The following is a 13471-nucleotide window of genomic DNA, read 5'->3' as shown; positions in this document are numbered from 1 at the left end:
CCGATCCTTTGGCCAGCCAGGCCGCTTCCGATCGTCTGCGCTCCTGGACGGGACTCGCGGAAGGGTCTTCCCTGGAAGGGGCGGCCTTGGCCGTCCACCGCCTGTTGGCCCGTTCCCCCGCCTTGCTGGTGGCCGCTTCCCTGGAAGATGCCTTGGGCGTAACCCTCCGCCCCAACCTGCCGGGCACAATCCGGGAGCGGCCGAATTGGCGGCTGCCGCTGCCGAAGATGTTGGAAGAGCTGGAAAAGGATCCCGAGGCGATGGCCCTGGCGGCGGCTTTGGCGCGGGGCCCCCGCCCCAGGTAACTTAGGAGTTACCTGGGCCCGGATTACCGATCAAACGGTTAACCCCGAAGTTACCCCAGCCGCTTCCGGAGCCGCCCTCTCCCATTCCCGTTGCCCCGGGAACTGGCGATCGAAATTCCCCCAGCGCTTATGGATGGACTTCGCCAGGCCGGGTTCTTCCAGGGCCCGCCGGATGGCTTCCTTGTAGCGGTGATCCTCCCGGTACTCATCGGAACGGAGCACATGGCGGAAGTACGCCAACGCCACCATGGAATAGAGCGTGCGCGACCGGCTGGACTTGGCCAGGAAGGTATCGAGATCGCGGGTATTGGCGAGTTCGGCGCGGGCCTTGCGTTTCTGGGTTTCCAGGAGGGCCCGCCGTTCCGCCTTGCCGCTCGCCAACAAGCGGCGGATGTTCTTGGATCGGCTTTCCAGATCGAGGAAGACTTCCGGGTCCTTGAGGCCGGCTTGCAGGTTCTCGCGGATGCGGGCCCGTTCAGCCTGGTGGGCTTGGCGCTTAGACAGCCGACGCGCTTTGCGCGCGACCTTGTCCGGCACCCATTTTTCCGTTCCGGATTCTTCTACGGGAAAGTCGATCGCATCGTGCATAAGCGGACCTCCTGTCGGTAATCTCCTCAAATTCTTCGCGTGGATCCACCCCCGAAATCCCGGCGTATCAAAGCGCGGAGGTCCAAGGGGGAATGCTTTCCATCGGATAATCTTACGCAAATTCCCAAAAGGGGAAATAGGATTATCGGAAAAACGCGCTAGGTTCCTGGCATCCTATTTGCACTTACCGTTGCTACTTCCTTGGCGGAAAGTTTCGGGAGAAATAATGCGAACGATATCAGCCTTTATTACCGCAATCGCCCTGGCCTCGGGGGCTGCCCGGGCATTGCCCGTTCTGCAGCGGGCGGATATGGTCTATGGCGCTCCGCCGCTCGAGGCCGATCAGTCCTTCGATCCGGGCGATCTCGCGGCGCACAACATTTATCCCACCTACTTCTACGAATACGCCTTCGCCTTCGATCCGGCCCAGACCGTAGCCGCCTACAACGCCGCGGACGGCACGACGGCCCCGGGCACCCTGTTCGCCCAGACCTTCCATCTGGATGTATCCGGCATGACGGGCGGCGCCGGCCTGCACTTCGACCTCTATGACGAAGTCGCTCGCGGCGGGGATCTGGACGTCGGCCAATTCGCCCCCTATTCCCACGACGCGGAATTCGTCCCGCCCTCCGTTCCCGAACCTGGCACCTTGGGCCTGATGGGCCTCGCCCTCTGCGCCATTCCCTTGCTCGCCCGCCGCCGCAAGGCCTGAACCGGATCGGTCCACGGCATCGGAGATGCGAAAGCCTCTGCGGGGAAAGCCGCAGGGGCTTTTTTAAATACCTTTCGGGGAAGATTCCCGTGAAACGCCATCCCCTGTATATCGAGACCCGGATCAAATGCGCGTTCGACGTCCTGTGGGAGCGCACCCAAGACCCGTCCCAACATCAACTCTGGGACTTGCGGTTCTCGGAAATCCACTACTTGCCGAAAAGCTCCCCGGAGGAACCCCAACGGTTCCGCTACGCGACCCGAATCGGTTTCGGCCTGGCCGTGGAGGGCGTGGGGGAAAGCGTGGCGGCACGCACCACCGGGAAAGGCGAAAGCACGTCCGTGCTGAAATTCGGTTCAGAGAACCCTCTATCGCTGATCCGGGAAGGATCCGGTTACTGGAAATACGCGCCGGAAGGGACGGGCATCCGCTTCTGGACCGGATATGATTACCGTACGCGCTGGGGGTTCGCCGGCGCCGTCTTCGACCGTTGGGTATTCCGGCCCCTGATGGTCCGGGCCACCGCCTGGAGCTTCGACCGTCTCAAGAATTGGATCGAAAAGGGGATTCATCCGCGCCAAGCCCTCATCTCGCAGCTAACGGTATCCATCACGTCGCTGACGCTCGGATCGGTTTGGATCTATCAAGGCTTGTTCCCTAAGCTGCTTTTCAAGCACACAGGGGAGTTCCGGATGTTGGCGCAAGCGGGATTGTTCCCGGGACATGAAGCGGATGCGCTCAACGTATTGGGCTGCGCGGAAGTATTCTTCGGCGCGGCCGTTCTCTTCCTACAGGACCGCCGGACCCATTGGCTGAGCCTGCTCGCATTGCCCGTGCTGGGCGCGGGGGCCTTGCTCTGCGATCCCGGCAGCTTCCTCCGGCCCTTCAATCCCCTGACGTTCAACCTGGCCTTGATGGCGCTTTCGGCGGTGGCGTTGATCCACATCCCGGCCGTTCCCAAAGCCTCCAATTGCAAAACCCGGCAGGTTCCATGAGATCCATCTATGCGCAGGCCATGGGGCCCGATTTCGCCAAGCTGCATCCAAACATCCAGGAGCGGTTCGGATTCCGCAGCGCGGATGGGATCGCGTCCATCGGGAAGGGGGTCATGGAAGAAGTTTGGCTCGGACCCGTCTACACCGTGCCGTTCCTGTACGTCGGCGCGTGGCGCAACATCATGTTCCCCCAGCAGGGGCGAAACGTTCCCTTCACCATCGAAAACTACGCCTATACGGACGGCTTCGGCAGGGAGACCGTCACGTGGGTGAGGAAATACGAATTCCCCGGTAAACGCCGCCGCTTCGATGCGACGATGATCTACAGCCCCGCGCGCGCGCGCATCGTCGATTACCTGGGCACCCATCAGCATCTGGCCGTGGACATAGGCTTGTCCGTCGCGCCTAACGGCGGGCTGCGCTTGGTTTCCGGAGAGCAGCGGTTCTACGAAGGTTTCCTGGGCTTCCGGTTTCCCATGCTTTTCTCCGGCCGGGCCGAAGTATGCGAATGGTTCGATGAGTCCCAGGGCCGCTTCCGCATCTCCGTAGAAGTGAGCAACCGGTTTTGGGGACGCCTATTCGGGTATCGCGGATCGTTCGACGTGGAATACCGCCCGGTCGCTTCCGCGTCGGAAATCCCCGCCGACGTAAAACCGGTACGTGAAGAACGGCGGGAGTAACGGCGCAAGGCGCCTTGGACGGGAGGAGATCCGCCAAGGCGCGGCCGCGGTCGATTACTTCAGGAGCAGTTTGAGGCCGGCGTATACCAGCATGGCCGCGAGGATCGGGCGCAGGACCTTTTCCGGCACCGCCCCCGCGGCATGGCTTCCCAGCCAGATACCGGGCAGGGAGCCCACCAGCAGGTTGCCGAGCAGCATGAAATCCACATTGCCCGCGCTGGCGTGGCCGAGTCCCGCGATGAGGGTCAAGGGAACGGCGTGGGCGATTTCGGTCCCGACCAGCTTGGAGGTAGGCAGAAGCGGGAAGACCAGGAACAAGGCCATGGTTCCCAAGGCCCCGGCTCCGATGGAAGTAATGGAGACGATGATTCCCAAGACGAAACCGATGATGACCGTCGCGACATGCCGTTGCGATTCGGTCATGCGCGTCAGGAACACGTCGTTGCGGTGGCTCCAATTGAGCAGGGGTTGCTTGCATATGATGGCGACCGAAGTGATAAGCAGCGCGATGCCCAGCGAATAGGTGATGACCGCGTTGGTGGCGCGGGCGGGGCCGTGGGATTGCATCAGCCGGAAGGCGATCAGGGTCAGCACGGCGGCGGGAATGCTGCCGCAGGCGAGCCGCATGGTGATGGACCAATCCACGTTCTTCTTTTTCTGGTGGACCAAAACGCCGTTGGCCTTGGTGATGGCCGCGTAAAGCAGATCGGTCCCGACAGCGTTGACGGGCACGATGCCGAAGTGGAGCAGGATCGGGGTCATGAGGCTGCCGCCGCCCACGCCCGTCATCCCCACGATGAACCCGACGAACAAGCCTGCCAGGACGTAGACATAGGACATGTGGGCCAAAAATCCGGAAACGCCCTGTTGGATGGAGGTGGCCATGCAGTCCTTGGTGGGGGAGCCGTAAAGCTATCAAAAACCGGTCGCGGGAGGCAGGGGTGGCCGGCCGCGTTTCCCGGGCGGCAGCAAGGAAATGGGGATTCCCGACGATCTCCAGGCCGCCATCGATGCTTCGCCTAAGGCCAAGGCGATGCTGGCCAAACTCAACGCCCAGAACCGGTTCGCGCTGGCTTTCGGGGTGCACTACATGAAGACGGAAGCCGGAAGGAAAAAGAAAATCGCGGCGTTCGTGGAGATGCTCAAGCGCGGGGAGACGATTTATCCTGAAACAAGTGGGCGCGGCGGCGCATCCCAATTTCGGGCCTCACGCAAGAATTCAAAGATCAAAAGGGCGCCCTTCCTCAACCTCAAGCCGGTTTCGCTGGAATCGGACAAGGAGAAGCTATGCTGAAACACAAAGACGGTCGTTTGATTTGTTCCCTCGGATTCTCCGGGCTTGCGCTATTGGCAGCCGGACTGTCCGCGTGCAACCAAAGCGTCGATCCCAGTTCCCGCGGCGAACAGCCCCGCGGTGCCGCCCAGTCGGAACAGGCGGCGCCGAATCCGAAGAGTGACACCGTGGTCGAAGCACAAGTGCTCCAAGGTGAAGAGTTGGCGGCTTTCCTGAAAACGCGCGGCCCCCAATCCCAGGCGCAGCCCGCATCCGAACTGAATATTGAATCCAAACCTGCCGCGAAAACCGCGTCCAACCTCGCCTGCGTGATCGATTTCGATTCCCCCAAGGGATTGTCCCACATGGAGGACCATGCTTATCAGCGCTTTGCGAGCTCGCCCTGGTATATCCAACCATGTTTCCCCTTCTATGCGCTGGTAACCCCAAGCGTAGGCGACCGGTATACCCTGATTGGCGAGAAACCGGATATGTGCGTCGGCTCCTACGGAAAAATGGGACATGGGACCGACGACAATTGCACTAATCAAGACGATGCGGAGTTTTTTCCCCGCTATGCGTCTAAATCCGAGTGGGACGACCCTAACATGGCTCTCGTCGTGACGCTGCCCGAGGACGGCATCAACAATATCTTTACCGCGAACTCTTATTATGGGACGGACGGCGTCGTTAGTTTATATGGACGGCGCTCGAATGGAAGTTGGATCCATTGGCCTCACATAATTTTCGACCAAGGAGACAGAAGAATCATTCTGGCCGGGGGCACGAACTTAACCGAACTCGATTTTCGCTCCGGGACGCCATCGGAGGGGTTCGCCATCGACAACATCAAAATCACCCCCCAATAAGGCGGAATCCCGACTCGAAGTCGGGCTGCAGCGGCGAATCGTCCAAGCCGGGCGATTCACCCAAACGCCGTCTTTCCATGGCGGAACCCACCGCGCACCAGCGGCATTACCCAATACAAGCGGTGCCGTGCTAGCGGTGCATGGCGGGACACGGGCGGACCGGGACGGCGGGCCGGCGAGTTGGGGCGCGTCGCGGTCCGGGGACGCGGATTGATATCCTATCAGAAAGCCCGCGCTCTTCAAATGCGCGGGCGTCCCGCTTCCCCGGACCGCGGAAGGACCGCAATTCCGAAAGCGACCCTCCGAGCCGGCACTCCGCCCCGGACCGCCCGGGACCCACCTCGACCCGCCATCCAAGGCATCGTAATTATATTGGGAACTACACATCCCCGAAGAGACAGCCATGGATAGCCGCTACTCCCCCCAGGACATTGAAGAAAAATGGTACCGCACCTGGACGGATGCCGGCGCTTTCAAGCCGCAGGGATCCGGTAAGCCCTTCACCATCGTCATCCCGCCGCCCAACGTGACGGGAGCCCTGCATATGGGGCATGCCCTCAACAACACCTTGCAGGACGTGCTGACCCGCTTCAAGCGCTTGCAGGGCTACCGAGTGCTGTGGCAGCCGGGCACGGACCATGCCGGAATCGCCACCCAGTCGGTGGTGGAAAAGCAATTGGCTAAGCAAGGGGTGACCCGCCATCAGCTCGGTCGCGAGGCCTTCGTGGCCAAGGTGTGGGAATGGAAAAACGAATACGGCGATCGCATCGTCAACCAGCTGAAGCGCTTAGGCAGCTCCTGCGACTGGTCCCGCTTACGCTTCACCATGGACGAAGGATTGTCCAAGGCGGTGCGCGAAGTGTTCGTGCGCCTGTACGAGGACGGCCTCATCTACCGGGGCACGCGCCTGATCAACTGGTGCCCGGCGCTGCAAACCGCCTTGGCCGACGAAGAGGTGGAGAACAAGGAATCGGCGGGCCATTTCTGGTCCATCCGCTATCCCCTCGCGGACGATCCCTCGCAATCGATCACCGTGTCCACCACGCGGCCGGAGACCATGTTCGGCGACGTGGCCGTGGCCGTGAATGCGGAAGACGAGCGTTACAAGCATCTCATCGGCAAACGGGTGAAGCTGCCCGGCACCGAACGGACCATCCCCATCATCGCCGACGAGCATGCCGATCCCACCAAGGGAACCGGAGCGGTGAAGATTACGCCCGCCCATGACTTCAACGATTACGAGGTGGGCAAGCGCCACAACCTCACGCCCATCATCGCCATGAACCTGGACGCCACCCTGAACCATCAGGCGGGCAAGTACCAGGGGATGAAGCGCTTCGACGCGCGCAAGGCCATCGTAGCCGACCTGGAGGCCGCGGGCCTTTTGGCGGGCGTGGAAGATCGGGTCATCCAACTGCCGCGTTGCTACCGCTCCGACGACGTGGTGGAGCCCTACCTGCTCGATCAATGGTTCGTGAACATGAAGCCGCTGGCCGAGCCCGCCCTGGAAACCGTGGCCAAGGACGAGACGCGCTTCATCCCCGGGCGCTACGTGAAGACCTATCGCGATTGGCTGGAGCCTTTCAAGGACTGGTGCATCTCGCGCCAATTGTGGTGGGGCCATCAGATCCCCGCCTGGTACGTGGTCAGCGAGACCGATGGCGCGAAGCGCCAGGAGACGCCTTTCGTGGTGGCCCGCGACGCGGCCGCGGCGCAAGCCCTGGCCGATGCCAAGTACGGCAAAGACGCCAAGCTCGCGCAGGAAGAGGACGTTCTGGACACCTGGTTCTCCAGCGCCCTGTGGCCCTTCAGCACATTAGGCTGGCCGGACAAGACGCCGGAGTTGGCGACGCATTATCCCACCGACGTGCTGGTGACCGATCGCGGCATCATCTACTTCTGGGTGGCGCGCATGATCTTCTCCGGCCTGAAGTTCCTGGGGAAAACGCCTTTCCATACCGTGTTCATCAACGGGACCATCTTGGACGAGAAGGGCCAGCGCATGTCGAAGTCGAAAGGCAACGGCATCGATCCCCTCGACATGATCGCCAAGTACGGCGCCGACGCGGTGCGCTTCGCGCTGATGATCCTCACGACCGAGGGGCAGGACATCAAGTTGTCGCCGGTGAAATTCGAAACCGGCCGGAACTTCGCCAACAAGCTGTGGAACGCGGTGCGCTTCGTGCACCCGCATCTTAGCGCCGCCCTGGGGACGGACGGAAAGCGTATCTCCGCCGCTACCTCCGAGTTGCATCTGGCGGATCGCTGGATCCTGGCGCGGCTGGACGAGACCATCAAGGCCGTGACCGAAAGCCTGGAACCCCGCGGAGCGGACGGTTCGTCGGGTCTGCGCTTCTCGGAGGCGGCCCAGGCCCTGTACCGCTTCACCTGGGACGATTTCTGCTCCAACTACCTGGAGATCCGCAAGAAGACCATCACCTCGGCGGAGGCGAGCCGGGAAAAGCAGGTGGCGGTATCCGTGTTCGCTACGGTGTTGGAAAAGCTGATCACCCTGTTGCATCCCTTCATGCCCTTCCTCACCGAGGAAATACGGCAAGCCATCGGCATCCAGGATCTCCTTATCACCGCGAAGTGGCCGACGGCGGGTACGCCCGGCGCCGGTTCCGTCCAGGACCTCAAGGCCATGGAGACCTTGCTGCGCATCACGGAAACGGTGCGTTCCATCCGGGGCGAGTACACCATCCCGCCCTCGCAAGCGACCGATCTCATCTTTAGCTGCGACGATCCCGCCTTGAAGAATCTGCTCGCCGCCCACGGCGATATCCTCGGCAACCTGGACAAGGTGGTGCTGAAAAAGGCGGAAGCCAATGCGGCCAAGCCCGCCTTCTCGGCCTCGGGTCTGGTGCCCGGCGGCCGCGTGTTCATCCCCCTGGAAGGCATTCTCGATCCGGCCCAGGAAAAAGTGCGCCTGACCAAGGAACTGGGAAAGGCGGAAGGCTTCTTGGCCGCGCAGGAAAAGAAGCTCGCCAACGAGGGCTTCGTGAAAAGCGCCCCGGCCGAAGTGGTGGAAGGCGAACGCGCCAAGCTGCAAACCCAGAAGGACCGCCTGGCGAAGCTGAAGGAAGCCCTGTCCGACTTGGGATAGGAACCGATCTCCATCCGGCGGTTTGTGATGGCGCTCACGTAGGTCCCGTGTCGGGAGTACGGTCTCCCCGTCTCAGAGTTAAATTACTCCGGTTCCCTTCCGGGATTTCCGGCGGGCTGGAGCATGCGTGAACGAGAGCCTCTTTTCCCCTGAGCCCTGGGACATCACCCGCGATCGGGTCCGGTGGCTTCCGGTGGACCGCAGCGAGGCCTTGGGCGCCTGCCTGTATCGGCGGGTGGCGGTGGTGCATCGCCTGCACAGCATCGAAGCCGCCGAATGGCTCCGGCCGGACAGCCGCTTTTTCCGCAGCGATGGCGCTTTCCCTTACGACGGCTTACGGTATTTCGTGCATACCGGGGTGGAGCGGCGCCCGTTGCAGGCGCTCAAGGTCCATCGGCCGGTGGGCGAAAAGAACGAGGTCTTGGAAACCGAAGACGAGGCCGGCGATGCGGTGAACCTCGGCTCTCCCGAAAAGAAGAAGAAGCTCCCGATCCAATTCCGGCTTCTCGATATCGACGGCGGAAGCTTGGCCGGGATCGCCTATGAGGTGGCCCTGCCGGACGGAACCACCACCCAGGGTAAGAGCGATTCCGATGGCTGGATTCGCTTGATGGATAACACGAAAAGCGGCGAGGCGAAGCTCAAGATCATCCCCGAACAGGCCCATGAGAACAAGTCCGGGGCGACCGCATGACGAAACATCGCCTCACCTTCGGCGAGCTCTCCGAAGGCCTTGCCTTCAAGGTGGACGACACCCACGTCATCACCTTGCTGGCCACGCGCCGGGTCCGCCTGGTGGGCATGTTCTTCGATTTGAATAAATGCTTCCTGCTGCCTTCGGCCATGCACGGCATCAAGGAGATCAAGTCCCTTTACGATCAGCACCCCAAGAGCAACTTGCTGGTGGTTGGGCATACGGATACCTCCGGCAAGGACGATTACAATCTCGCCCTTTCGCTGGAACGCGCCGCGGCCGTGGCCGCCTTCCTCACCGATGACGCGGACGCTTGGCTTAAGTTCTTCGACAACCCGGCGGCGGAGAAGAAATGGGGCCTGCGGGAAGTGCAGGCCATGCTCTCCGCCCTGCCCGAGGGAGGCCCGTTCTTCTTTAAGGGCAAGCCCACCGGGGTCATGGATTCCGCCACCAAACAGGCCATCCGGGATTTCCAAACCGACAACGGCCTCACGGTCGACGGCATCGCCGGCCCGGAGACGCGGAAGGCGCTGGTCAAGGCCTACATGGGGCTGGACGACACCTCCCTGCCCCAAGGCACCACGCTCACGACCCATGGATGCGGCGAGAATTTCCCCGTGGACGGCACGCAGGACGGCAAGCGCGATCCGGACAACCGCCGGGTGGAGATCTTCTTCTTCGACGGGCCCATTACGCCTGCGCCCGCGGGCAAGACCTCGGGGAAGGACGCCACGGATTATCCCGAGTGGCTCAAGCAGGTGACCCATAACATCGACGTGGTGCTGGGCCAGGACTCCGCGGTGGCGGGGTTGACTTCGCGCTATGCGCTGGAGCGCTTCGAATTGCTCACCGACAACATGGAGGAAGACGCCTTCGCCGCCTGGGGAACGGTGTCTTTCGGATCGGATGTGCCCGTCGAGGCCTACCGCAAGCTCTACCAGGATCTGAAAGGCCGCAAGTTGGATCCGCCCGACGTGCAGTTGGTCCCGGGCGGGATCGACGGCGAAGATAGCGGCTACGACAACGCGACCCGCATGATCGGCATGGCGGAGGAGCTGGCCCTGGCGGCGCCGGATGACGACGCCTCGTGCGGGAAACTCTGCGCCTTGCTGATGCATGAATTCGGCCACCACGTGGATAACCTGCTGCGGAAGCATTATTCCGGCGTGGGCGGGGACGCCCCCGGGGAAGAAGGCGGGTTATTCGCCTACGCCATTACGGCCGTCACCCATCTCGAAGAAAGCGAATTCGTTTTTGCCACCCTGAACCAGGCTGGCGTCGAGACGGAATTGAAGATCAGCTACGACGACTTCAAGGACGCGGCCGAGCAATACGTGAACGACCCGCAGCAGCAGATCGAAGCCAAACGCGAAACCGTCGAGTTCTTCTCGGCGGGGCGGGGCCCGAAGAATAAGCAATTCCCGAACGACTCCTACGGGCACCAGAGCATCGAAGACGGCTTGGGCGATGCCGATCCCGTCTTCTTCAGCAACGATCCGGCCACGCGCATCCGCGATCAGATCTATTTCGGCAATTGGCTGCGCGACTATTCGCAATTCCTGGATCCGATCTGGCTGCAGGCCTTCGAGAACCCCGTGGTCCACAAGGGCAAACAAGCCCGCCAGGTCATGACCAACTACCTCGATCTCATGGCCAAGTCCGAATTCGATTCCACCGCTGCCCCCGGCGTGCACGAAGCCGGGGTCTTCCACGTGACCGTTGCGAATTGCGGCGTATATCGGGCCCAGGAGCATATCGACAACCCGCTGGGGATCACCAATGGCGCCGCCATCGATCCGCTTTTCCACGGACCCGTCCCGCCCAACGAGATCGCCATCGATCCCGCGACGGGCCTCAAGAACTACATCGCGACGCCGGGGCCCGGCTACGCGACCGCCATCGAATTCGCCGAGAAGAGTTTCCGCGACGCGCTTAAGCAAGGATTCAATCCCGAAGGCCGTCGCTTGTTCGGACAGGGCCTGCACACGTGCGAGGATCTCTACGCCCACAGCAACTTCGTGGAGCTGTCCCTGATCCGCCTCGGGCATACCTCGGTTTTCCCCTGGGTCGGCGAGCGCACGCAACTCACGGTGATACGTAACGGCAAGCCCGATACGCGTTTCCCCATGGTCACCGGGACCTTCGGCAGCGTGGATACCGTGGTGAGCGCGGTGAGCGCCATCGGCGAGAGCCTGCAAGAGAAGACCGTTTGCGAGGCGGGGGTGTTCAGCAAGAAATCGGTGGTAGGGATCGAGCTCGTCAAACTCTTGACGGATGACGGCGGCAAGGCTTTGGAAAGCCTGTTCGCGCGGGTGAAGAAGCTGGAAGCCAAATACCCGGAGTTCACGGAGCTCCTCTGCCGCACCACCGCGCCTTTGCTCGACAAGCTGAGCGCGGTGCTGGGTTCCATGATGCGCGCGCAAGTGACGCGCGTCGATCAATACGAAAAGGCGGTGGTTAACGATCCCACCCAAACGGCCCCCTCGCATAGCATGCTGGCCAAGGACCACGACGACCACCCCTTGCACGCCATCGCCGCCCAATGCGCCCGCGAAGCCGTGAAGCAGATAGGCGCCGTCATGCGGGACGCATGGAACGGCGTCAAGTCGCCCGACGACGTGATCGCCTTGATGAAGCAATTCTTCGTGCACCCCAACGACATCGACGTGGTCGCGAGCACCGCGGCGTCCCCCATCCTCGCGAAGATCAAAGCCTTCGGCGACACCCATCCCGCCGTGATCCTGCAATTGAACCGGGCCAACTCGGTGGCCCGCTTCCTGCGGCAAGCCAAGGAGGAGCACGCCGAAGCCTTCAAGACGGCGAAGGATATGTACGCCCAGGACGATACCAATGCGGATCGCATCATGGTACTGATGAAGTTGGAAACGGCCTGATATGCGCCCGCTCCGCCGGTTCGCTCTGCTCGGGCCGATGGCCGCTTGCCTATGCTTGTCCATGGCGAAAACGTCCTTCGCGGCGGAAGCCCCGCGCGCGGCGGCCTCCCCGGCGGCTCCCGGGCGCATGGATCTCGAAATCGACGGAAACATCCTCCGCTTCCGCGGGAAACCCTTGCGCTTCTTCGATCGCGCCGAGACCTGGCTGGCCGTCCTGGGAACGCCCGACCGCAAGCGCGATAACGGAACGGGTCCCGTTTACGCTTGGGACTCCGTCGGACTGGAGTTGTCCGCCATCGGCACGCCCGACGGCAGGGCCTATGCCGCTAATCTCCGCATCAGGCTGGATCGATGCGCCGTGGGGCTGATGGGCGTGGCCCTGGGATCCATGCCCCGCTATCGCGAGGTTCAAAAGGCCGTGGCCCCGCGGGGGACTTTCGCCGACCGCCCCGGGCGCGATCTCGCTTTCGGGGACATGGCCCTGCCGGCCCCGGATGGATTCCAGGTCTGGCTCACGGCGCCCCTGCGCTGCTCCGAATCCGATTCGGCCCGCACCGGGCGGGTGCGCTACTTCGGCCATATCCCGCTCCCGCGCGCGGGCAAAGGCGACCCTTGCGCGTTCTACTTCGAGGAGATGGAAATCTCCGCTTCCGGGTACCCGGAATGGCGTTAAGCATGGGCTCGCGCGCGTCCCGGTCCTTGGCGGCCGGCTTGACGGGTTTGATCGGTTTGATCGCGCTGGCTTTTCCATCCGCAGGCGCTTCCGCAGGTTCCCCTGCCGGCGCGGCCGCGCCGGCCCCGAAGGCCCTGGAAATCCGCATGCTCGGCGACAGCCTCATCGTCAACGGCGAAGGCGCGCGCCTGGGAGGACCGCTTTCCGAATGGACGCGGCGGCTGGGGCCGCCGTCGCGCAGGATCGATAGGGCCGGGGGCATGGCGGTGTGGGATAGCCTGGGCATCGTCGCCACCATGCGGTATCCCTTCCCGGACAGCGCCCCCCGCGTGGCCGCCCTGTGGTTCACCTTCTTCCGGCGCGACGTCGATTTTTGGCCCGCCGCCCCCTTCCGGGGATCGATCGCCTACCGCCAACCCGAAGGCGCGCGCGGGATACCGGTATCTTTCACCTTACGTCACGGGCTTACCCGTAAGGCCATCGGGAGCCTGGGGCTTTCCTGGCGCAGCGGTACGGATCAGCTTTCGGATCGGGCCGCCCTGCGTTTTACCGGCCCCGGCCGGGGCGATTCCCTGGAAGTCTTCTTCGCCCAGGTACCGTCTTCGGCGGCGCGGCTGCCGTGGGAATCGGGAGAGAAGGATCGGGGCCGCGGCGGCCCTCCGTAGCGCCTCCCGTAACACCT

General features: G+C 62.7%; 12 protein-coding genes and 1 pseudogene. 11 read left to right on the top strand and 2 right to left on the bottom strand.

Annotated elements, in window-relative coordinates:
- A partial coding sequence (locus JF616_12050) for a 4-alpha-glucanotransferase (GenBank protein ID MBW8888479.1) occupies positions 1 to 305 on the top strand: 305 nt, incomplete at its 5' end.
- Positions 306 to 335: 30 nt separating this feature from the next.
- On the opposite strand, the gene JF616_12045 is transcribed toward JF616_12050, so the two are convergent.
- Entirely contained in the window at positions 336 to 893 is a 558-nt protein-coding gene (locus tag JF616_12045) for a hypothetical protein (GenBank protein ID MBW8888478.1), read from the bottom strand.
- 226 nt (positions 894 to 1119) lie between these two features.
- Here JF616_12045 and JF616_12040 point away from each other — a divergent pair, with 226 nt between their 5' ends.
- The 3 genes from JF616_12040 (at position 1120) to JF616_12030 (ending at position 3280) form a co-directional block, all read left to right on the top strand.
- A complete protein-coding gene (locus JF616_12040; protein MBW8888477.1) occupies positions 1120 to 1605 on the top strand; it encodes a choice-of-anchor N protein in 486 nt (161 codons plus the stop codon).
- Positions 1606 to 1694: 89 nt separating this feature from the next.
- Positions 1695 to 2600 (top strand): DoxX-like family protein, encoded by a 906-nt coding sequence (locus JF616_12035; GenBank protein MBW8888476.1) that lies wholly within the window; start codon positions 1695 to 1697, stop codon positions 2598 to 2600.
- On the top strand, positions 2597 to 3280 hold the full coding sequence (locus JF616_12030) for a DUF4166 domain-containing protein (GenBank protein ID MBW8888475.1): 684 nt from the start codon (positions 2597 to 2599) through the stop codon (positions 3278 to 3280). The genes JF616_12035 and JF616_12030 overlap by 4 nt, the downstream gene beginning before the upstream one ends.
- A 54-nt stretch (positions 3281 to 3334) precedes the next feature.
- On the opposite strand, the gene JF616_12025 is transcribed toward JF616_12030, so the two are convergent.
- Complete coding sequence (locus JF616_12025; GenBank protein MBW8888474.1) at positions 3335 to 4120, bottom strand: sulfite exporter TauE/SafE family protein; 786 nt, start codon at positions 4118 to 4120, stop codon at positions 3335 to 3337.
- A 130-nt stretch (positions 4121 to 4250) separates the two neighbouring features.
- On the opposite strand from JF616_12025, the pseudogene JF616_12020 reads away from it, so the two are divergent.
- The 7 genes and pseudogenes from JF616_12020 (at position 4251) to JF616_11990 (ending at position 13454) form a co-directional block, all read left to right on the top strand.
- Positions 4251 to 4574: pseudogene (locus JF616_12020) on the top strand (YdeI/OmpD-associated family protein).
- Entirely contained in the window at positions 4568 to 5422 is an 855-nt protein-coding gene (locus tag JF616_12015; GenBank protein ID MBW8888473.1) for a hypothetical protein, read from the top strand. Before JF616_12020 ends, JF616_12015 begins: the two are co-directional and overlap by 7 nt.
- A 403-nt stretch (positions 5423 to 5825) precedes the next feature.
- A complete protein-coding gene (locus tag JF616_12010) occupies positions 5826 to 8528 on the top strand; it encodes a valine--tRNA ligase (protein MBW8888472.1) in 2703 nt (900 codons plus the stop codon).
- A 127-nt stretch (positions 8529 to 8655) separates the two neighbouring features.
- Complete coding sequence (locus tag JF616_12005; protein MBW8888471.1) at positions 8656 to 9222, top strand: hypothetical protein; 567 nt, start codon at positions 8656 to 8658, stop codon at positions 9220 to 9222.
- Entirely contained in the window at positions 9219 to 12116 is a 2898-nt protein-coding gene (locus tag JF616_12000) for a peptidoglycan-binding protein (protein MBW8888470.1), read from the top strand. The genes JF616_12005 and JF616_12000 overlap by 4 nt, the downstream gene beginning before the upstream one ends.
- Position 12117: 1 nt before the next feature.
- A complete protein-coding gene (locus tag JF616_11995; protein MBW8888469.1) occupies positions 12118 to 12789 on the top strand; it encodes a hypothetical protein in 672 nt (223 codons plus the stop codon).
- Between the two features lie 2 nt (positions 12790 to 12791).
- The gene (locus JF616_11990; GenBank protein ID MBW8888468.1) at positions 12792 to 13454 is read left to right on the top strand and encodes a hypothetical protein; all 663 of its coding nucleotides are present in this window, start codon (positions 12792 to 12794) and stop codon (positions 13452 to 13454) included.
- The last annotated feature ends 17 nt before the right edge of the window (positions 13455 to 13471 follow it).

The sequence above is a fragment of the Fibrobacterota bacterium genome (assembly GCA_019509785.1).
Taxonomy (GTDB): Bacteria; Fibrobacterota; Fibrobacteria; order UBA11236; family UBA11236; genus Chersky-265.
The sequence above is the reverse complement of the archived record's forward strand: the minus strand, read 5'-3'. Positions and strand labels throughout refer to the sequence as shown.